Origin of the sequence: Novipirellula rosea, from assembly GCF_039541335.1 — a bacterium.
GTDB classification, from domain to species: domain Bacteria; phylum Planctomycetota; class Planctomycetia; order Pirellulales; family Pirellulaceae; genus Novipirellula; species Novipirellula rosea.
Genome location: NZ_BAABGA010000120.1, coordinates 241,712 through 262,986 on the forward strand (window position 1 = coordinate 241,712; position 21,275 = coordinate 262,986).

Consider the following 21,275-nt stretch of genomic DNA (forward strand, 5'->3'; position numbering starts at 1 on the left):
ATAACGAGTGAAGTCCTTCGGATCCGATCACTTGCCCTTTTTGCTGATCTCGTTTGTGCTTTTTGGAGTCAAACACCATGCTTCCCTCGCTGCGACGTCGTATTTTGTCCGCTACTGGACACCGGACCGCGCGTCGTGACCGTTTGACGTGGAGCTTGGCTGCTTTAGAGCCACGGGTTTTGCTTGCCGGCGACGCGGGCGTCGCCGTCGCCAATTCGGTTGACTTTGTCGAAGTTGGATCGCCCGCAGAAAACGCTGCCCACTCGCCCACCGCCGCAGCAGCGAACGACGCGATCGCAAAGGATGCCGGTCAGTCCATCGCAACCCGCAGCATCGTGTTTGTTGATTCGGAGGTCGCCGATCACGATCTGTTGTCGAGCGCCGTATCGCCCGGCGCCGAAGTGATCCTGTTGTCGATCAACCAAGATGCGATCTCGCAAATCACCGAGACGCTTGCGAGTCGGCACAATGTTGCGTCGATTCACATCGTTAGCCACGGCGCGGCTGGGCAATTGCAACTCTCGGGCGAAATCGTCGACGCCGCCACGATCCAGTCACACGCCCAGCAATTGGCAAAGTGGTCTTTTTCTCTCACACCCGACGCCGACATCTTGCTGTATGGGTGCGAAGTGGGGGCGGGAAGTGGCGGGGAAGCGTTGCTGCGCAGTATCGCCAACTTGACCGGTGCCGATGTTGCTGCATCGATCGACATCAGCGGTGCGAGGTCGCAAGGGGCGAATTGGGCTCTCGAAAAAACGATTGGTCAAATCGAATCGGGACTCGCGTTTCAAGCAAACGTCCTGGCACGCTACAAACACACGCTGCCGGTCAACACGTCGTTGGTTAATCTGACCAGCTTTTCGTCTGCGGATTCAATCAATCTTAATGGGGGTGCCTCGTTCACCGGGGATGGCAAGTTGCAGCTAACCTCGGCGGCGATGTATCAAGCCGGGTCTGGATTCTTCGCGACTCCGGTTGCGCTCAGCAAAAATACTTCGTTTCAAACCAGCTTCTCGTTCGAGATCAATGAGGGGGCCGGAGCGGGCGGTGCTGACGGGCTTGCCTTTGTCTTGCAGAATTCGCCTCAGGGGGCTGACGCGGTTGGCGGGAATGCAGGATGGTTGGGGTATGGAGGTATCGGACGCAGCATCGCGATCGAGTTGGATACTTGGAAAAATAGCTGGGACCAATTTGGCGACGAAATTGCAGTCACTCTCAATGGCGATTTTCGAACACAAATCGCAGCGGTAGCGTCTCCAATCAATCTAAATTCAGGCTCGGTGGGGCACGCATGGATCGATTACGACGGAGCCACGAACATGCTCAGTGTGTTTGTGGCGAATTCCAATACCAAACCGGCGACGGCGTCGCTGGTGACCAATGTCGACCTGCAAGCTCATCTGGGGGAACGCTTCTTTGCTGGTTTTACCGCCAGCAACTATAACTTGCCCAATGCCCACAAAATCGATTCGTGGTCGATGGATATCCAAGACGACTTCGGTATCGGCGGCGTCACCACTTACGCGTTAGCTCAGAGTCAAATCTCGGTCAGCGAAGCGGCCGGTGGGACGACGCTACAAATCGTGCGAACCGGTGACATTTCCCAGGCGGGTTCGGTTCGTTACCAAAGCAGCAACCAATCGGCGACGGCGGGCAGCGATTATACCGCGGTCAGCGGCATCGCCTACTTTGCCGCAAACGAATCGATGGTGCAGGTTGATTTGTCAATCCTTGACGATGACGAAACCGAACCCGCAGAATCGTTCAGACTGTCTCTTAGCGATCCCGACGCAGGTGTGTTGGGGGCGCGTCAAACAGCGACGGTAACGATTTACGATGATGAGCAAGCCGTGCCGAGTTTCGCCAGTTTCAGCAGCGGCGATCCGATCAATTTGAACGGCGGGGCTTCGATTTCCGGCGGTGCGTTACAGGTCACCTCGTCAGCCGCGTACCAAGCGGGGGCGGCGTTTTACACCACTCCGATCAACATCAGCGAAAATACCTCGTTCCAAACCAGTTTTGCTTTCCAGATTAACGGGGGTGCAGGAGCGGGCGGTGCCGATGGCTTCGCCCTTGTGCTGCAGAATTCGCCTCGTGGAAGTGACGCGTTAGGTGGCAACGCAGGATGGCTTGGTTACGGAGGGATCGGGCAAAGCGTGGCGATCGAATTCGATACTTGGCGAAACGGCTGGGACCAATTCAGTGACGAGATCGCCGTCACTCGCAATGGTGACTTTCAAAATCAAATCGCGGCTGCAGCGTCTCCGGTCAATTTGAATTCGGGCTCCGTCAACTATGCTTGGGTCGAGTACAACGGCGACACCAATGAATTGACGGTTTACGTCTCCGACACCAATCAACGTCCCACCACACCAAGTTTGACCACTCAGATTGACTTGCGAAGTGTGGTTGGTAATCAGTTGTACGCTGGTTTCTCCGCGAGTTCCTACAACTTGCCCAACGCTCATCGGATTCTATCCTGGTCGATGACCGTGGATGATACACCCCCGGTTCCACCAGCGCCTACGTTTGTTTTGGAAAGAAGCCAAATCAGTGTGAGCGAATCAGCGGGCGAGGTGGTTTTGCGTGTTCGTCGTAGCGGCGATTTATCCCAAGCCGCATCGGTGCGATACCAAACAGAGAATCAAACTGCGACCGCGGGCAGCGATTACGTTGGCAAAAGTGGTACATTGTCGTTTGGTGTCAATCAAGCGGTCGCTGAAATCGTGATCGACCTTATTGATGATGCGGACCCCGAGTCGCTGGAATCGTTTACTGTTTCGCTCTCCAATCCAAGTGGGGCGGCATTAGGCAGTGTCAGCTCCGCCGTTGTGAATCTTTTGGATGATGAGCAATCGCTCCCGAACTTTGCCAACTTTGACGGTGGCAGCCCGATCACTCGCAACGGCAGTGCTTCGGTCACGGGGGGGCGACTGCAAATCACTTCAGCCGCTCCGTACCAAGCCGGCTCGGCGTTTTATAACGACGCGATCGATCTGAACAGCAACACCTCGTTTCAGTCCAACTTTTCCTTTGCGATCAATGGCGGTGCCGGGGCAGGCGGTGCCGATGGTTTTGCCTTTGTGCTGCAGAATTCGCCGCAATCCACCGCAGCCCTCGGTGGTAACGCGGGCTGGCTCGGCTATGGTGGAATTAGCCGAAGTGTTGCGATTGAGTTTGATACTTGGAAAAACACATGGGACGCGTTTGGCGACGAAGTTTCGGTGAACCTCAATGGTGATTTTCAAAACTCGATCGGTTCGGCGGCTTCGCCGATCAATTTGAATTCTGGTGCGATCGGCTACGCATGGGTGGACTACGACGGGATCACCAACACGCTGCGTGTTTATGTGTCCGAGAAAAATCAAAAACCGACGACTCCCACGCTCGTTCGCAATATCGACCTCGCTGCCGTACTGGGCAATCGATTTTATGCGGGGTTCACCGCGAGCAACTACAACCTGCCCAATGCTCATCAGATTGTTTCGTGGTCGATGAATTTGGATCAGCCTGTTGATCCAAGCAACAATGGTCCTGCCACCTTCGCGCTGCAGTCCACGCAAGTGACCGTCAATGAATCGGCTGGCGAAGCGATCGTTGGGGTGGTTCGCACCGGCAACGCCTCAGCGGCCGCGTCGATCAACTACCAGACCTTCGACGCGACGGGTTCGCAAGCCGCCAAGGCAGGGGTTGATTACACGCGAACCGTCGGGGTGCTGAACTTTTCAGCAGGGCAACGTTATGCCGAAATCCGCATTCCCATTCTGAATGATGATTTGGAAGAAGGGCTCGAATCGTTTGTCGTAACTATCGACAATCCGGTTGACGCCGAACTTGGTGTGCCGCGAACCGCGACGGTCGCGATTCTGGATGACGAGCAACAATTGCCCTCGTTTGTCAATTTTGACTCTGCGGATCTAATCAATCTCAATGGCAACGCGTCAGTCAGTGGAGGGTATCTGCAACTCACCTCGGACGCTCCGATTCAGACCGGCACCGCATTTTTTTCAGCCCCGGTAGACGTCTTTTCGAGTTCGTCGTTTCAAACCAGCTTTAGCTTCCAAATGAATGGGGGTTGGGGGGCCGGAGGCGCCGACGGACTTGCATTTGTCATGCAAAATTCGGCTGCAGGTTCGGATGCGATCGGCTTCGGGTCGTATGGACTCGGTTACGGCGGACTCGCGAACAGCGTCGCCATCGAACTGGATACTTGGAAAAACGGTTTCGACAAATACAACGACGAGATCGCGATCGTCGTAAATGGAAACGTTCAAACACCGCTCTCGCAAGCGCCATCGCCGATCAATCTAAACTTCGGCGGCGTCTACTATGCGTGGATTGATTACAACGGGACCAGCGATGTGTTGGCGGTCTACATTTCCGATACCCCCGAGAAACCAGGGTTGGCGAACGTCAAAGCGACCGTGCAACTTGATCAAGTGGTCGGCAGCCAGATGTATGTGGGCTTTAGTGCCGCCGATTACGATCGACCTAATCGCCACCGGATCGGATCATGGTGGATGAACACTCAGGCACCTGTTGCAGATCCGCCGGTGCTTCCCAAAGGTGAAATCCGCACCTCGATTGTTCACAGCGGTTTGATTCAACCCACCGCGATCGATTGGTCCGCCGATGGACGTAATCTGTATGTTGCTGAGAAAGCGGGAATCGTCAAGGTGTACCGAGATGGTAAGTTGGCGTCGGCTCCGATCATCAACATTTCACGTATCGTCAATAACGTATCCGACCGCGGGCTGTTGGATGTGGCAGTGCACCCGGATTTAGAAAACAACCCCTACATGTACTTGCTGTACACCTACGATCCTCCGGAGGTGTGGAATCATGTCGGCAATGGTCTAGCAGGACCGGACGGAACTGGAAATCGCGTTGGGCAATTGATGCGGATCACGCTCGATGAGACGACGGATTTCACGACGATGGTGGCGGGATCGGAAACGATTCTGTTGGGCAATGCGAGTACTTGGGGCAACTTCAACGCGTTTACCAATAGTGTCACGAACATGGCCGAGCCTCCCGCCGGTCAAAACCCAGACGGTTCGTACATCCAAGATTTTATCAATAGCGACAGCACGACGCATTCGATTGCATCGCTCGAGTTTGCTCCAGACGGCAGTCTGTTTGTCTCGATTGGTGACGGCGCTAGTTACAACCAGATGGATCCTCGTGCGGTCCGCGTCCAGGATATCGATAGCTTGTCCGGAAAGGTGTTGCGTATCGATCCAGTCACCGGCCAAGGCTTAGCAGATAATCCCTTCTTCAATGGTGACGCCGACGCTAATCGTTCGAAAGTCTATCAACTCGGACTACGCAACCCATTCCGGATTGCAGTGGACGACGTCACAGGCCGATTGTTCATTGGCGATGTCGGCTGGACCACGTGGGAAGAAATCAACACTGGCGATCCAGGAGCCAACTTTGGCTGGCCCTATTACGAAGGAGGCCAGGGGTACAATATCGTCACCCCAGGCGGTTACCTCGGACTTCCCTCGGGACAACAATTTTTGGCCAACGGCGGCGAAGCAACTCCGTCAATCATTTCGCTCAATCACGCTGGCGATGGTATCAACGCGATTGTGATGGGCGATGTGATTCGCGGCGGCGACCTGGGGCTGTTGTATGAAGGTGACATCATCTTCAATGATTTGGGCCAAGGCATCGTGCGACGGGCGTCCGTGAACGCTGATGGAAAAGTGACCGAGATTTCGGCCTTCACCACTGGCGCGCAGTATGTGGTCGATATGCGTCAGGGGATCGACGGCGAGATGTACTTTGTCGACCTTTTGGATGGCCAGATCGGCCGCTGGGAAGTGGTCTAGCCACCAGGACTTTTTAGAGCGGAGCGGCGCGAGCCGCCCGGTCATAATCGAACGACTTGCTTAGAAGCGGCGATTGACGGCAAATTCGGCAATCGCTTTCAGTGATGTTTTGGCCGCTGAATCCGCCAACACGTCGAGCGCCGCGATCGCTTTGCGTTGATATTGCAAAGCGGTTTCTCGGGTGTAATCGCAAGCATCGCTCTGGTCCAGCCAAGGCATGATCGTCTCGGTTCGGCGACGACTCGGTTCGGCCAATAATTGCAAGATCTGAGTTCGTCTCGCATCGTCGGCGGTTTGCAAAAGGCGAATGATCGGCAATGTCATTTTGCCCTGCTGAAGATCGGTCCCGAGCGTTTTGCCGACTCGTTCGTCGCTGCCCCACAGATCGAGGTAATCGTCGGCGATTTGGAACGCGATGCCCAGCGAATCACCGTACTCGGCAAGCGACGCGGTGACTTCGGGACTGCCGTCGGCGAAATGGGATCCCAATTGGCAGGCGACTCGGCACAGCTCAGCGGTCTTACCCTGAATCATTTCGATGTAGGTCGTCTCGTCGATGTCCAAAACATCCCGCTTCAACACTTGCCGCATCTCGCCTTCGCACACCAAACGCGACGCTTCACCGATCCAGCGGCATGCTTCGGTCGATGGCAAGGTTGCCGCCAAACGGAAACTTTGGGCGAAAAGATAGTCTCCCAACAAGATGCTGGTGTGGTTGTTCCACTTGGCATTGACCGTGGGCACATGGCGACGGGTATCCGCATCATCAAGCACGTCATCGTGGATCAGCGTGGCGGTATGGACCATTTCGATCACGACGCCGAGCACCACGTGGTCCTCGCGAACCGATCCGACGGCCGAGGCCGCCAACAGCAACATCGCTGGCCGCAACCGTTTTCCGCCTAATTGAGTGCCGTGGCGGAGTACCGGAACGAGCGATTCATAAGGCGACTGCAGCTCTTGGTGGAACCGTTTTTCGACGCGAACGAGGTCCGACGCGATCGGGCCATACAACTTGGCAAATTGGTCGGCCAAGACACGCGACGTCGCGTGGCCGTTGGATTCGCTAGGGCGAGATTCGCTGTCATTTTCCGTCGTCAATTGAGCAGCGTGAAAGGTTGAGGTCGAATCCATTTCGGCGAAACCGTTAAGTGAAACAGGATGGACGAGCCAATGCGGCATACCACATTCCAATGGAACCGCAATAAAGCACGCGAAGCAACCGACAATCCCCCCGCTAGCTTGCTAGAAATTTAACGATTTCTAGCCGCGACGTTAATTCCAGCCATAGCTTGGCAACAAATCGCGGTTTTGGCGATAGGGCTTAGCGTCCCCGGCCCGGCCGGGCTCTCGTTGACATCGATGCTTTCGAGCCGCATACTTCGTCAAGACTTGGGTGCTGAATCGACCTGTCGTCGCTTCAGAGAATAGGGAAAACGGTGCAAATCCGTTGCGGTCCCGCCGCTGTAACCGGAAATGAACCCCGCACAATGCCACTGTGGTCGAATCGACCTTGGGAAGGCGTGGGGGACAAATAATCCGGGAGCCAGAAGACCTGCCCAAACGTCATTTTTAGTTGTGGTAGTACCCTCGGGGAATTGGGAACTATCGCGTCTCTACCTTGATGATTTCGGGAATGGTATCGCGGCCGCAGCGTGGTCGTGATGCGGTCTTCGTTTGTCTGCGCGTGAGTCGTGATACGTGATCGATCAATCCTGCCGGGGGGGCTGCGCCGGAGGTTTACGCCTCCGCTCATTCACTCGAGGAACAAGATGAGCAAGCGTTTTTGTCGGTCACGAGGTTTCACGTTGGTCGAATTGCTGGTGGTGATCGCAATCATCGGCGTCTTAGTCGGGCTGCTATTGCCCGCGGTCCAGGCCGCCCGCGAGGCGGCGAGACGAATGCAGTGTGGAAACAATCTGAAACAGATCGGATTGGCACTGCACAATTACGAGTCCGCATATCGGGTTTGGCCAGCGCAGTCGTCCTCTCCGAGTCAAGGAAAAGGGTTCATTACCAAACGCGGCAGCTGGTTCACGGCGGTGCTGCCATTTATTGAACAAGATGGCTTGTTCCAATCCTTTGATGGAAATTACCACTGGCACGATCCAGAAAACGCGGAGGCGGTGAATGCCAAAGTGCCCGCCATGAGCTGTCCGTCGGTTCCCGAGCGTCGTGGTTTCGAGTGGACCGTGCTGGTCGATTATGCCAATGCCACGACGACCTCGTACACATTGTCCGCTCGTGATTTCTATGACGGCGCAACAACCGATTACGCCAACGTCGGAGGAGTTGGGACGCAGCTCAACGCCGTGTTGCCCCCATCGCAGCAACTTCATGATCCTCGAAATTGTGGGATTCTAAAATCGACCGCCGTCCGGCTCTCGGATGTTATCGATGGTTTGTCAAACACCCTGCTAGTGGTCGAGTGTGCGGGACGACCCGAGCTTTTCCAAAACGGTCGACTCGTCGGCGATGGGGCGTCTCCGAAAACGTGGAGCGGCAGTTCCAGTGTTACGCGTCCGTTTCCAACCGGCGGCGTGTGGGCCAGTCATAACAAAGGCTTCACAGTGGACGGGGCACTGCCCGATGGCAACACCGCGATCCGCCCTGGATCGTGTTCGATCAATTGCAGCAACGATAACGAAGTCTACTCGTTTCATGTCGGAGGGGCACAAACCTTGGTCGCCGATGGTTCGGTCCGTTTTTTGACGAGCTCGCTGCCCATCGATCAGCTTGTCGCACTTGTGAGCCGCAATGGACACGAAGTGGTGACGTTGGACTAAGCCAATCCTCGGACATGCTTTGCCTTACTTCCACTGGGGTGGTGAGCGTTCATTGGGCTCGGCGGGAAGCAAGGCACGGAAAAATTGCAGCAATGAAAGTGAGACGACAATGACCGCCAAGACATTAATGATCCAAGGAACGAGCTCGTCGGCTGGCAAGAGTTTGCTGACTGCGGCGATTTGTCGTTGCTTTGCGCGTCGAGGTGTCCGCGTTGCTCCGTTCAAGGCTCAAAACATGTCGAATAATGCTGCCGTTTGTGCGGATGGATCCGAGATTGGGCGTTCCCAAGCTCTGCAAGCGATCGCCGCCGGTGTGCCCCCGACCGCCGATATGAATCCGATCTTGCTGAAACCCGAGGGCGACTCGCATTCGCAAGTGATTGTCAACGGTCGACCGCTCGGATCGCTCGCAGCGGCAGCTTACTTCCGCCGCCGCAGCGAATACTGGGGTGTGGTCACCGGTGCGTTGGATCGGATGCGAGACGAATATGAATTGGTCGTGATCGAAGGGGCCGGCAGCCCCGCGGAACTCAACCTCGCCGACGTCGAAATGGTCAACATGTCGGTTGCTCGTTATTGCCAATCACCAGTGCTGCTGGTGGGCGACATCGAGCGAGGCGGTGTGTTTGCTCAGCTGCTGGGTACTCTATGGTTGCTAACGCCCGAAGATCGAGCACTCGTGCGGGGGCTAATTGTCAACAAGTTTCGTGGCGATCTACGGCTGTTTGATCGCGGTGTCGAGATGCTCGAAACGCGAGGCGAGGTTCCTGTTTTAGGCGTCTTGCCCTGGATCGATTCGCTGCGGTTGCCCGAAGAAGACGCGGCCACGCTGTCTGAGAAATCTAGCAGCCCTGCACTAATGTCCGACGCCGACCAGGTCAACGTTGTCGTCATCCAATTCCCTCACATCGCGAATTTTGACGACTTCGATCCGCTGGAGAATGAACCGGGCGTGTCGCTCCGCTACGTTCGTTCGTCGGGATCGTTCGGACGCCCCGATCTGATCATTCTGCCAGGCACCAAGAATACGATCGCGGATTTGGATTGGCTGCGATCAACAGGATTGGAGCGGTGCATCATGGCGTCCCATGACCAGGGATCCAGGGTGGTTGGGATCTGCGGCGGCTATCAAATGCTCGGTCGCCGAATCAACAACCCCCATCATCTCGAACATGCTCGCAGCCGTGTCGAGGGGCTCGGGTTGCTTGAGATCGAGACGACGTTTCAGCACGAAAAACAAACCTTTCAAGTTGAAACACAAATTACCGACGACGCAATCGCGCCTGGTACACAGAGACAACGGGTCCGCGGCTACGAGATTCATGTGGGCCAAACGGTTTCGCAATCGACATGGCTTCAGCGAGCGAATTTGTCGACTGGATCGGTGCCGCCTGCGAACGCATCGGATGGTGCCCGTTCCGCCGATGGTCGCGTGTGGGGCTGTTATCTGCATGGTCTGTTTCACAACGACGCCTTTCGTCATGCATGGCTGAGAACGTTTCGAACGTTTTCACAAGACTCGTCCTTGGTCAATGCCGACGACGTTTTAACCACATCGCTGGACCGCCTTGCGGACGCTTTTGAATCGCATGTCGACATTCAACAACTCGATCAGATTATTTGGCCTCAGGAGATTTCTAAATGAATTCAGCAAACGACGTTAACGGCGAACGCGACGTTAACCAAGAACACAAAGCGAAGATGGTTCGCATCAATGAGGCTGCCGATCGGAAGCTTGCCAAAGCAACGATCGAAAAAGGGCTGGTCATCGTTCACACCGGAGCCGGCAAAGGAAAATCGACAGCGGCGTTTGGGATGGCGATCCGGGCACTCGGGCAAGGAATGAAGGTCGGAATTGTCCAGTTCATCAAAGGAGCGATCCCGACCGGCGAGGCCGCATTTTTTGCCAAACTCGATCTCCCTGTCGAAATGCACACACTCGGGGAAGGGTTCACTTGGAAGACGCAAGACCGCGAGCGCGATATCGCAACCGCCGAAAAAGGCTGGCAAAAAGCAGTTGAATTGATGCGAGATCCATCGTTCGACATGGTGATCCTCGATGAATTGAACATCGCGACCAAATATGACTATGTGTCGATCACGCGAGTCATCGAAGAATTGAAGCAGAAACGACAAATGTTGCATGTCGTTTTGACCGGCCGCAATGCAAGTCCCGAATTGATCGAGATCGCCGACCTCGTTTCCGAAATGAAAGTCATCAAACATCCGTACGGGCACGGTGTGAAACCTCAACGCGGAGTCGAGTTTTGAGCAATATGCTTCACCCCCAACGCAAAGGGACGCTGACCTTGATCCTGGGCGGTGTGCGAAGTGGCAAGAGCCAATTTGCACACTCCTTGGCGCTCGAGCTGGGCGATGACGACGTGCTGTTTGTGGCCACCGCCGAAGTGGGCGACCAAGAGATGTCACGGAGGATCGAGCTGCACCGCCGGTCACGCCCTGCGACGTGGCAGACACTCGAACAGACTCGCGGTATCGGCAAAACGTTGGCCGCGATGCCATCGCTGCCCGCGGTGGTGCTGGTGGATTGTCTGACGCTTTTAACCAGCAATGTGATGCTGAGCGACGATCCCGTGCACGATCCTCTGAACGATCCTCTGCACAATGCCATGAACAAGGGAAATCGGGACCCACGCGATACCGACATCGCAGCAACGGACGCGTCGATCGAAAGTCGTTTGGATACCGAAGTGGATGATCTGATTCAATTCGCAGAACGGCACTGCGTGCATCTGATCGTTGTCTCCGGCGAAGTTGGCATGGGGATCGTGCCGGAGCACTCGCTCGGTCGACAGTTCCGAGACTTGTTAGGACGAGCCAACCAAACGCTTGCAGCCCACGCCACCGCGACCTACTTGATGGTGGCGGGGTTGCCCGTCGAGGTATCCGCGATTGCGACCACGGTGCAGCAAGCGTCGAGCTATTTACAGGCGACAAGAACCAAGGAGATTCTATGACTCAGAACATGATTGTCCTCAGCTTGTTGGTGGCTGTCCTCGGTTGCCACGACCACTTTCCACAGACGCCCACGCCTCCCACGCCTCCCACGGCCGCGAGCGTCGTGGTCGTGGATCGCTTGGATCGTGAACTGCGATTCGAAGCGATACCACGACGGATCGTCTCGCTATCCCCATCGACGACGGAGTTATTGTTTGCCATCGGTGCCGGTCCCCAAGTTGTCGGGGCAACAAAACATTGCAATTACCCCGATGCCGCCGCCGAGGTGCCTCGCGTGGGAGCGGGCACTTTGGAAAGCATCAGTCGTGAAACCATTCTCAGCTTGCAACCGGACCTCGTGCTTTGCAAATGGGACACGCATCAACCGCTGGTCGATCCGCTGACGCGACTCGGCATTTCCGTGATTGCGATCGGTCCAGAAAACCTTCAAGCCCTGTTTCAGGAAGCTCGCTTGTTAGGAAAGGTTCTCGGCAGAGAATCCGAAGCCGACGCATTAGTGGATTCGATGACGATGCGACTCGATCACTTGACCTCGTTGGTCGAGCAGATAGCGCCGCGTGAGCGTCGTAGCGTTTTTTATGAAGTTTGGGACGATCCGCTGATGACGGCGGGGCCGAATTCGTTCATCGGCGAATTGCTGACACTTGGCGGTATGCAAAACATTTTTGCCGACACATCGGTTCGCTACCCCAAAGTCAGCGGTGAGGTGGTGGTGCATCGAAATCCCGAGGTGATTTTGGCGCCCTCGACCCACGCAGACCAAGTCAGTGTTCAGCAATTGCTCTCACGCCAAGGCTGGAGCGAAATTACTGCGATTCGCGAGCAACAAGTTTTCTTGATTGATGGCGATCAAGTTTCACGCTGCGGGCCACGACTGATCGATGCACTCGAACAAATGATCACCGCGGTTTATCCCGATCAAATGGTAATGATGAAGGGATCCAATCTTTGAACCGCTGTATTTTTGTCCTTGTCGCGTCCGGCGTGCTGTTGTTCGTGCTGGCGTTGGTCAGTCTGGTCGTTGGACCGATCCCCATTCGGCTAACCAGCGTCGTGCAGTGGTTGATCGGCGGCGATGGCGTCAGTTTAACATCGAGCGAACAGGCGATCTTGTGGGAGCTCCGCTTGCCACGCATCGTGACCGCTTGTTTTGTGGGCGGATCGCTTGGGATATCGGGCGTCGGTTTTCAAGCCTTGTTCCGCAATCCGTTGGCCGACCCGTACGTGATTGGTGCCTCTAGCGGCGCCGCGTTGGGCGTGACGTTAGCGTTGGTCACGGGGTTTCAGCTCAGTTTTATGGGACTCGGCGGCACCGCACTCGCAGCCCTGTTGGGATCGATTCTCGCGGTGATCGTCGTCTTTGCGATTGGATCGGTCGGTCGCGACGGTTCTTCCCTTTCGCTGCTGTTGGCCGGAGTGGCACTTAGCAGCATGATCAACGCCCTGGTTTCACTGATGATGTATTTGCATGAGGAAAAGGTGGTCGTGATCCTGGCGTGGTTGATGGGCAGTTTGGCCGACAATGATTGGAACGTTGTGCTCGCGACTGCCATCGCATCGTTTGCGGGATTCAGCATTCTGTTCAGTTTGTCGCGAGCACTCGATGCGTTCTCGCTCGGGGATGTTGCCTCTCAATCGTTAGGCTTGGACTTAGTTCGCTTTCGCATTTTGATGGTCACGGGATCCAGTTTGGCAACGGCCGCCGCCGTCGCCGCCGCTGGCATCATCGGATTCATCGGCTTGATCGCTCCGCACATTGCCCGGGCTCTAGTGGGTCCGCGACATCGCTTTTTGATTCCCATGAGTGCAGTGGTGGGAGCCACCTTGTTATTGATTGCCGACGGATTGGCACGCACGATTGTGGCTCCTGCCGAGTTGCCGGTGGGGATCGTCACCGCGATTCTCGGCTGCCCTTTCTTTCTGTTTTTACTGAAAACGCGTGCAAAAGTAGGAGGCTTGGCATCATGACGCGTTTCTACGCCCAAGGGCTGACTTTTTCGTACGCCGATCGTTTGATTCTCGATTCGATCTCGTTGGAGTTTTGCGCGGGCGAAATCTTGGTGCTGCTGGGAGCCAACGGAGCGGGCAAGACGACATTGTTGCAATCGCTCAGTCGCCAATTGAATCCGGTGAATGGCGTCGTTGGTGTCGACGGCCGCGATATCCAAACGATGTCGCGACGATCGCTGGCTCAATCGATCGCGTTCATGCCTCAGCAAGAGAACCGAGGAACGCCGCTGCGAGTGATCGATGTCGTTCGACTCGGCCGGACACCGCATCGCGGTTGGTGGATGCCTTTGACCCGCGATGATTCCGATATCGTGGATCAATCGCTCGAGGCCGCAGGGTTGACGGACCTGCGAGATCGTGTGATTACGGAATTGTCCGGCGGTGAATGGAGGCGAATGATTTTGGCGAGGGCATTGGCTCAAGCGTCCCCAATTGTTTTGCTGGATGAACCCACCGCAGGGCTTGATCTGAAATTTCAATTTGATGTTCTCGATCGCGTGCGTCAGATGGCCAAGCAACGGGGGCTAATCGTCGTGGTGACATTGCATGACCTGAACCATGCGGCGCTGTTCGGCGACCGTTTGGCACTGCTGTCGCAGCGTTCCATTTTGGCGCTCGGTTCGCCGCAAGAAGTTTTGCAGCCGCACCTTATCGAGCAGGCCTTTGGCGTTTCGGTGGTGGTGATCGAACATCCCGTTCATGGCACCCCCTTTGTCGTTCCACTGGGTGAATCGTGTACGAGTGAAACTCAGCAGCGCCACGGCAAAGGAGTGCCCCGTGAGTGAAGTGACCGCTGTCTGCGTGCTACTAATCGCCGTGGTTCTCGATGGCGTACTGGGCGACCCACCCAATTCGCTGCACCCCGTCGCATGGATGGGACGCTTTGTTGGTTGGGGACGTAAACGAAGCCGCGCGACGAAAAATTCAATCCGTTTTCTGCAGGGATGTGCAGTGTTCGCCTGTGGGGCCGTCATCGTCGCCACGGTGGGAGTCTTGATTCAGATCGCTTGCCGGCAATTCCCGCACTGGTTTGCCCTCCTCGTTCAAGCGGCGGTGTTGAAGAGTACATTTAGCGTTCGCTCACTCGCGGGCGCCGCGGGATCCGTTGCAGAGGCGTTGTCAAACGAAGATCTAAACACAGCACGCCACCAAGTTGCTTATCATCTGGTCAGCCGCGATGTGACGACGCTCGATGCGTCTCAGTTATCTGCCGCGACGATTGAATCGGTCGCCGAGAATACAAGCGACTCGTTCATCGCTCCGCTTTTCTATTTTGTTGTCGCCGGACTTCCCGGAGCACTGCTGTATCGATTCGTCAACACGGCCGATGCGATGCTTGGTTATCGCACTCACGAACTCGAGTGGTTTGGCAAACCCGCGGCAAAAATCGATGATCTTCTGAATTTGATTCCGTCACGATTAACGGCTCTCGTGATGCTGATGATCTATGGCGCCTATGTGCGCCGGACCAATCCTGCGATTGCGATTTGGTGGCGAGACCATTCGTTGACGGCAAGCCCAAACGCGGGGCACCCGATGAGTGCGGCGGCTGGCGTTTTGGGGATCGTGTTGGAAAAACAAGACCACTATCGCCTTGGTGAGGGACAACCGCTGCCCGGCATCCAGTCGCTCCAACAATCAATCGCGATGTTGTGGACAACCGCCATCGCCGCCGTTGTCTTGAGCGTCGCGGGGTTGTTGATGTGGAGAACGTTATGAAACGAGTCAGCTCTGAATGCATGTCGGACCGCAGTCATCACACCGAAGCGGTTCATGGTGGCTTGGACCCAAGTGAATTAGCACGCTACGGCGTTGCTATCGACACGATGCTTGATTTCAGCAGCAATCTATTGCCATTTGGGCCTGCCCCGAGTGTTCGCCGAGCGGTGGAATCGGTGTCGCTTGACCGTTATCCCGATCGCGATTGCAATCAGCTTCGTGATGCGATTGCCAAGCGGTATGGCGTTGATCGCGAAACGTTGTTGGTGGGCAACGGATGTAGTGAATTGATTCACTTGGTGGCATCGGCGTTCGTGGATTCCCATCGGCACACGCTGATTGTCGGACCCACGTTCACCGAGTACCAGCGGGCAACGCGTATCGCCGGTGGGACGGTGCGTTTCGTTACTGCCGAGGCAAACGATGGCTTTGCCGTGGATGTCGACGTCATCGATCACGCTGTCTCTTCGCAAACATCGCTCAAAGTGGTTTGGATATGCAATCCGAATAACCCTACCGGCCAGAGTGTCGCAAAATCGGATCTCGTCGATTTAATTCAACGTCATCCGCACGTGGTCTTTGTAGTCGATGAGTCCTACATCGAATTTGCAGAGAACACCGAATCACTGCTCGACACCGAGCATGAGAATTTGGTGGTGCTGCGTTCGATGACCAAAGCCTATTGCATCGCCGGATTGCGACTAGGGTTCGCCAAACTTCCGGAAAACCTGCACCGCACGCTTCGTGGTCGCCGCATCCCATGGTCGGTCAACAGCATTGCTCAAGCCGCTGGCGTTGCCGCGATCCAAGACGTGGCCTACTACAACGAAGCGATGGCACGCTTGCAGGATGCGAAACAGGATTTTCTTTGCAAGTTGACCGCACGCTCGCTGACTCCGCTGGCGAGTGACACAGGATTCTTTTTGCTGCCCGTGAACGATGCGTCAGAAATACGGAAGCAATTGATCGCCCAAGGCATGGTGGTCCGTGATTGCCATTCCTTTGGACTGGACAATTTTCTGCGAATCGCGGTACTTGCCCCGTCACACAACCGCCGATTGGTTGCGGCGCTGACACGACTGCTTTCGAATTCGCCATCCCCAAATTTAACACCACCCTCTTTGCGTGATCCGAGGATCCAATGACCGACGCTGTCATCCACGATTGCAACGATTTGGTTCGTGATCGTCTGAATCGACTGTGCAAACCGCCAGGCAGTTTGGGGGATCTCGAATCGCTTGCGCATCGATTGTGTACGACTCAGCAAACGTTGACGCCGAAAACGACCCCGCGACGCACGGTTGTCTTCGCCGCCGATCATGGAGTCACGCGGGAAGGGGTAACCGCGTGGCCCAGTGAAGTGACCGCATCGGTCGTCCGCTTGATGCAACAACAACGAACCGCCAGCGGTGTTTTCGCCCGTGCGCTACAGTGCGGTTACGAAGTCGCGGATGTCGGTTTGTTGCATCCTGTTGAGTCCGTGTCGTCAAGCGTCCGGTTTTTCAATGCCGCGAAGCGACGAGGAACTGGTAATCTGCGATGCGAACCGGCAATGAGCGAGGACGAATTCGATTACGTCTGGCAGGTCGGTGGAAAACGAGCCGAAGCGGCCGCGAGCGACGGATGTCATTTGGTCGTCGGCGGCGAAATGGGAATCGGCAATACCACCTCGGCCAGTTGCATGATCGGTTTGCTTGCCGATGTAGATGCATCCCAAGTCGTCGGGCGTGGGGCGGGGATTGACGATGAGGGTTTGGTTCGCAAACGCGGCGTGGTCTGCGACGCGATCGATCGAGTTCGCTCACTCGGTGGCACGGATGCAAAACAAGTGGGATGCCAAGTTGGCGGATTGGAGATCGTCGCGTTGGCGGGGTTCTACGCACGTGCCGCCGAGCTTGGTTTGACCATTGTGCTGGATGGTTTTATCGCGACGGCGGCGGCGATTCTGGCGGAATCGATATGCCAAGGCAGCGTGCAGCGGATGATCGCGGGGCATTGTTCTGCGGAACCGGGACATCGGGCGGCGCTATCGCATTTGGGTTTGTCGCCGCTACTGGATCTGAATTTCCGACTCGGCGAAGCCACCGGTGCTTTGACGGCACTGCCGCTGATCGATTTGGCCGCAGCAATGATCAATGACATGGCAACCTTGGATGATTTGGAAAAACCATGAGCAATCTCGAAACGACAATCGCCGACGATGATGCCACGTCGTGGTGGCGGGACTTCTGCACCGCGGTTCAGTTCCTGACTCGCATTCCGATTCCTCATGATGGTGATGCAACGCCCGAATCCTACACGCATTCACTCCGCCGATCGGTCTTGTTTTTTCCATTGGTTGGCGGGTTGATCGGGCTCGCCACCGCGGCCGTAGCATTGACGACGTCGATTGGATTTTCACCGCTGGTTTGCGGTTTCCTGGCGATCGGGATGGAGGCGTTGTTGACGGGGGCGTTTCACGAAGACGCACTCGCCGACACTTGTGACGCATTGGGCGGCGGATGGACCCGCGAACAAGTGCTCGAAATCATGAAAGACAGTCGGCTGGGCACCTACGGGACGCTCGGTTTGGTCGTGGGGGTGGGGGTGCGGGTAGCCGCAACTGCAACACTGTTGTCCGCCGGTTGGATGTGGGCGATGGCCAGCATCGTGGCGGCGTCAACGCTCGCTCGCATTGCGATCATCGGCATGATGATTTCGACGCCACCCATCACGAGTCGGCAATCGCAAGCCAAGGACATATCGGGAATGCAAACAACACGGACCCTGATCGTGTCGACATTGATGACGATGCCGCTTTGGGTGGGATGGTTTTGGTTGTCGCCGATGACCGCGTGCGGATCGACCCTCGCTGCGTTCATCATGTTGCTGTGGTTTCGACACAAAATTCTCTCGCGCGTTCAAGGCACCACCGGTGATTTATTGGGGTGCAGTGCGTTTCTGGTTCAGCTTGTCATCTTGATGGGGTCGACGTGGAGCATCCGACATGGCTGAGCTGATCATGATTCGACACGCCGAAGTCGAGGCTCGTTGGAAGTCGATATGTTACGGCGCGAGCGATGTGCCGCTTAGCGAGGCTGGATTGCTGCAATCGCAAAGGCTTGCCGATCGTTGGAAACATCGTCCACAACCGATCTGTGTTTACCACAGCGGCGTGCGGCGAACTGAGTTGCTTGCACGAATGATCGCGGGACATTTCCCCTCGCTGAATCTCGTCGCCGACGCTCGGCTTTGTGAGCGCGACTACGGCGATTGGCAGGGGAAAAGCTGGGACGAGGTCTACGCCGCCGATCCTGATTTCCATCGTCTGATTCATCAACCCGAGACCTATCGTCCGCCTCGCGGTGAGTCAACGAGTGTGATGCAATCACGAATCGCAGAGTGGTTCGCCTCGGTCATCAAATCGACATCCGAGGGAACGGTGATCGCGATCAGCCACAGTGGACCGATGGCGGCATTGGCGGGTCACTGCTTGAATCTACATGCTTCGCAGTGGGAACCGTGGATGATGAAACCGCTCGAAGCGATTCGGTTGCGGTGGGATCGATGCGACGGCCAGGTTCACGTCAGCCGTGATGGACGCCGGTAATCGCCGGACTTGCCGCCGGATTTGGCCTCCAAGACGACGGGCCCGATTTCGATCCCGCGGTCGATCGATTTGACCATGTCATAGACCGTCAGCGCTGCGATCGATGCCGCCGTCATCGCTTCCATTTCGACCCCGGTTTTCGCGGATGTTCGCACGGTGACATGGCAGACCAATGTCGCCTGAAGCTCTCCGGTGTCATCGTCGGACTCGTGATCGGTTTTCCAGTTGAAATCGACGCTGACCGATTCGATCGGGATCGCATGGCACAGCGGGATCAGTTGCGAGGTTAACTTGGTTGCTTGGATTGCGGCCAAGCGGGCCACTGCCAACACGTCGCCTTTGGCGGCTTTGGATCCTCGGATCACCTCGGCGGTCGCCGGGGCCATCACGATTTCAGCCGACGCGATCGCTTCACGTACGGTGACCGGTTTGGCCGACACGTCGACCATGTGGGCGTTGCCCGAGGCATCAAAATGAGACAAGGGTGAATCCGAATGGCGAGGAGGTAGCTGATTTCCTATTAAAACCGATTCTGCATTGAAACCGATTCTGCAGGGATCCATTTTATCGGGAACGCGTCGCGATTTTTCGGTTGGGAAATAAAAAAACGTCGCACACCTCGGGATGGTGTGCGACGTCTTTGATCGAGGCATTCAGGATCATCTATCAGCGGCGAACCGACTTGCTTCAGCCGCCTTGGTTTGCTGACTAGACTAATTCTTTCTTGCTTCCGACGAGAGTTCGCAAGCGTTCGGCGAGCAGGTGCGCGTCGAATGGCTTTTTGAACGTCTCATTGATGCTGCTTCGGTCGAAGCTCATCGGTTGCCCATCGTCGGGAAGCAATGCAATCAGCACGATATCGGTGAAGTCGATGTTCTTGCGCAGATTTTGGCAAATCTGAACCGCCTCGATCTTACCGATCGAGAAGTCGACAATGATACAGTCTGGATTGAAGCTTTCCGCTTGAATTCCCGCTTCGAAACCGCTCGCGGCCACAGCCACTTTGAATGCTTTTTCGGGTGGAAGTTCACGCTTGAGGTTCTCGATCAGCACCTGGTCTTGGGCGACGATCAGGCATTTCGCCATCGCTTCGTCTTCCAAGTCGCCCAGGGGCATACCGTGTTCCTTCAAGAACTTGATCAGGTACTCACGCGGAATGCGTCGGTCCTGAGATCCTGGAATGCGATAACCTTTTAATCGTCCCGAATCGAACCATTTTGATACAGTTCGGGGTGCTACTTTACAGATCTTGGCGACCTGTCCAGTTGTGAAGACCTTCATACTAGGTACTCCATAACGCCTCGTTTAATTTTCCCTCGACCAATGGTGCGTCGGTAACCATTGATCTAGCGGCCTTATTCGTCCTTCACTTCCTGTACAACCGGTCCTGAGTCGGTCGTTTTGTTTTCGTAGTGGGTTACGAACGCAAAGTTACAGTCATGATTAACGCTGGGTCGGGCCAGCCGGCTCGCATCCTGCGACGCTTACCGAGCGGGATTCCTCGCGGTTTGTTTATTAAAAATTAGGCGAACCCATTCACATGAGATCGTTTTTCAGGGGATAGAAGCTGCGAGTCGTCGTGACAAACCGTCATCGATCGGAGAGCATCCCCAACGCATTCACCATCCGTGCCGAAGTAACACTGATGCTTGTTCGTTGTGGGTTGCAACCCAATGCCATGTTGGTCGTTCGTACTCGCGGATACCCAAACTAAGTTGCCTGTGCAGCAAAGTCTTGGTGATCGCGTTTCCCAGATTCCCCCCTGGGCAGATCGAGGCTAATGTCTTGGTTGCCCTTCACGAAGAATCGCTGCGATGCTCTGACGAATCAAAAACCTCGCAACGTTCGACGCGTCAAGAAAAGACACCTCGATCCGAGAGTTAATGTCGAGTAAAACAGGGTCAACTCTTTAGTGCGTTTGATCTCGAAAAAGCAGTATCAACGGTTTCGCCTGTCAAGAGCGTTTTGACGACAGCAACGTCCACAAGGGATGTTCTGCAAAAACTCTCGCGTTTCTCACTCTTTCGACGCACGGATGGCGTGCCAAACGATTGGCAAAGCAGCTCGATTTAACCATAAAAAAATTTTGGGGCTCAATCGACTTTTCTGAATTGCACGACCGCACTGTTCCTTTGGCGTTGCCAAAACGGGGCAAAAGATTCGAGAAATCGCGGTTTCGTGGCGAACTTCCCTCAAGTTTTCGTTGCGACATCAAGTTCGCAAGAGCCGCTTCTGTGTTCCTCTTTTACTCTAGTCTACCCGCTCCCATTGCGGTTCCGCTAAACTTTGCCCACGAATTCGATTTCAGTCACGACCCAACCCTCGTCCGCTCGGAATCGCTTCGGCTAAGTTGAT

General features: G+C 55.6%; 16 protein-coding genes and 1 riboswitch. Of the genes, 13 read left to right on the forward strand and 3 right to left on the reverse strand.

Features of this window, described 5'->3' with window-relative positions:
- Positions 1-77: 77 nt before the first annotated feature.
- Complete coding sequence (locus tag ABD971_RS33240; protein ID WP_345327957.1) at positions 78-5,837, forward strand: Calx-beta domain-containing protein; 5,760 nt, start codon at positions 78-80, stop codon at positions 5,835-5,837.
- 60 nt (positions 5,838-5,897) lie between these two features.
- Here the strand turns inward: ABD971_RS33240 and ABD971_RS33245 are convergent, their stop codons facing one another.
- Positions 5,898-7,019 (reverse strand): polyprenyl synthetase family protein, encoded by a 1,122-nt coding sequence (locus ABD971_RS33245; protein WP_345327958.1) that lies wholly within the window; start codon positions 7,017-7,019, stop codon positions 5,898-5,900.
- Positions 7,020-7,214: 195 nt separating this feature from the next.
- Positions 7,215-7,414, forward strand: a riboswitch (cobalamin riboswitch).
- Between the two features lie 195 nt (positions 7,415-7,609).
- On the opposite strand from ABD971_RS33245, the gene ABD971_RS33250 reads away from it, so the two are divergent.
- The 12 genes from ABD971_RS33250 to ABD971_RS33305 all read left to right on the forward strand — a co-directional run bounded on the left by ABD971_RS33250 (position 7,610) and on the right by ABD971_RS33305 (position 18,920).
- Positions 7,610-8,623, forward strand: a complete 1,014-nt coding sequence (locus tag ABD971_RS33250) for a DUF1559 family PulG-like putative transporter (RefSeq protein ID WP_345327959.1) — start codon at positions 7,610-7,612, stop codon at positions 8,621-8,623.
- A gap of 109 nt (positions 8,624-8,732) precedes the next feature.
- A complete protein-coding gene (locus ABD971_RS33255) occupies positions 8,733-10,268 on the forward strand; it encodes a cobyric acid synthase (RefSeq protein ID WP_345327960.1) in 1,536 nt (511 codons plus the stop codon).
- Positions 10,265-10,894, forward strand: coding sequence for a cob(I)yrinic acid a,c-diamide adenosyltransferase (gene cobO, locus ABD971_RS33260; RefSeq protein WP_339936201.1), 630 nt, complete (start codon positions 10,265-10,267; stop codon positions 10,892-10,894). The genes ABD971_RS33255 and cobO overlap by 4 nt, the downstream gene beginning before the upstream one ends.
- A 5-nt stretch (positions 10,895-10,899) precedes the next feature.
- Positions 10,900-11,601, forward strand: a complete 702-nt coding sequence (gene cobU / locus ABD971_RS33265; protein WP_345328518.1) for a bifunctional adenosylcobinamide kinase/adenosylcobinamide-phosphate guanylyltransferase — start codon at positions 10,900-10,902, stop codon at positions 11,599-11,601.
- On the forward strand, positions 11,598-12,554 hold the full coding sequence (locus ABD971_RS33270) for an ABC transporter substrate-binding protein (RefSeq protein WP_345327961.1): 957 nt from the start codon (positions 11,598-11,600) through the stop codon (positions 12,552-12,554). The genes cobU and ABD971_RS33270 overlap by 4 nt, the downstream gene beginning before the upstream one ends.
- A complete protein-coding gene (locus ABD971_RS33275) occupies positions 12,551-13,570 on the forward strand; it encodes a FecCD family ABC transporter permease (RefSeq protein ID WP_345327962.1) in 1,020 nt (339 codons plus the stop codon). Before ABD971_RS33270 ends, ABD971_RS33275 begins: the two co-directional genes overlap by 4 nt.
- Positions 13,567-14,397 carry an ABC transporter ATP-binding protein gene (locus ABD971_RS33280; protein WP_345327963.1) on the forward strand — a complete coding sequence of 277 codons (831 nt, stop codon included), beginning with the start codon at positions 13,567-13,569 and terminating at the stop codon, positions 14,395-14,397. The genes ABD971_RS33275 and ABD971_RS33280 overlap by 4 nt, the downstream gene beginning before the upstream one ends.
- Entirely contained in the window at positions 14,390-15,331 is a 942-nt protein-coding gene (locus ABD971_RS33285) for a cobalamin biosynthesis protein (RefSeq protein ID WP_345327964.1), read from the forward strand. Before ABD971_RS33280 ends, ABD971_RS33285 begins: the two co-directional genes overlap by 8 nt.
- Positions 15,328-16,476, forward strand: coding sequence for a pyridoxal phosphate-dependent aminotransferase (locus ABD971_RS33290; protein ID WP_345327965.1), 1,149 nt, complete (start codon positions 15,328-15,330; stop codon positions 16,474-16,476). Before ABD971_RS33285 ends, ABD971_RS33290 begins: the two co-directional genes overlap by 4 nt.
- Positions 16,473-17,504, forward strand: a complete 1,032-nt coding sequence (gene cobT, locus ABD971_RS33295; RefSeq protein ID WP_345327966.1) for a nicotinate-nucleotide--dimethylbenzimidazole phosphoribosyltransferase — start codon at positions 16,473-16,475, stop codon at positions 17,502-17,504. Before ABD971_RS33290 ends, cobT begins: the two co-directional genes overlap by 4 nt.
- Positions 17,501-18,325 carry an adenosylcobinamide-GDP ribazoletransferase gene (locus ABD971_RS33300; protein ID WP_345327967.1) on the forward strand — a complete coding sequence of 275 codons (825 nt, stop codon included), beginning with the start codon at positions 17,501-17,503 and terminating at the stop codon, positions 18,323-18,325. The genes cobT and ABD971_RS33300 overlap by 4 nt, the downstream gene beginning before the upstream one ends.
- The gene (locus ABD971_RS33305) at positions 18,318-18,920 is read left to right on the forward strand and encodes a histidine phosphatase family protein (RefSeq protein ID WP_345327968.1); all 603 of its coding nucleotides are present in this window, start codon (positions 18,318-18,320) and stop codon (positions 18,918-18,920) included. The genes ABD971_RS33300 and ABD971_RS33305 overlap by 8 nt, the downstream gene beginning before the upstream one ends.
- Here the strand turns inward: ABD971_RS33305 and moaC are convergent.
- Together moaC and ABD971_RS33315 are read right to left on the reverse strand one after the other, a co-directional pair.
- Positions 18,893-19,402: a cyclic pyranopterin monophosphate synthase MoaC gene (gene moaC / locus ABD971_RS33310; protein WP_345327969.1), complete on the reverse strand. Its 510-nt coding sequence runs from the start codon at positions 19,400-19,402 to the stop codon at positions 18,893-18,895. The genes ABD971_RS33305 and moaC overlap by 28 nt on opposite strands.
- Before the next feature lie 226 nt (positions 19,403-19,628).
- The gene (locus tag ABD971_RS33315; protein ID WP_040770725.1) at positions 19,629-20,201 is read right to left on the reverse strand and encodes a helix-turn-helix domain-containing protein; all 573 of its coding nucleotides are present in this window, start codon (positions 20,199-20,201) and stop codon (positions 19,629-19,631) included.
- Positions 20,202-21,275: the final 1,074 nt, after the last annotated feature.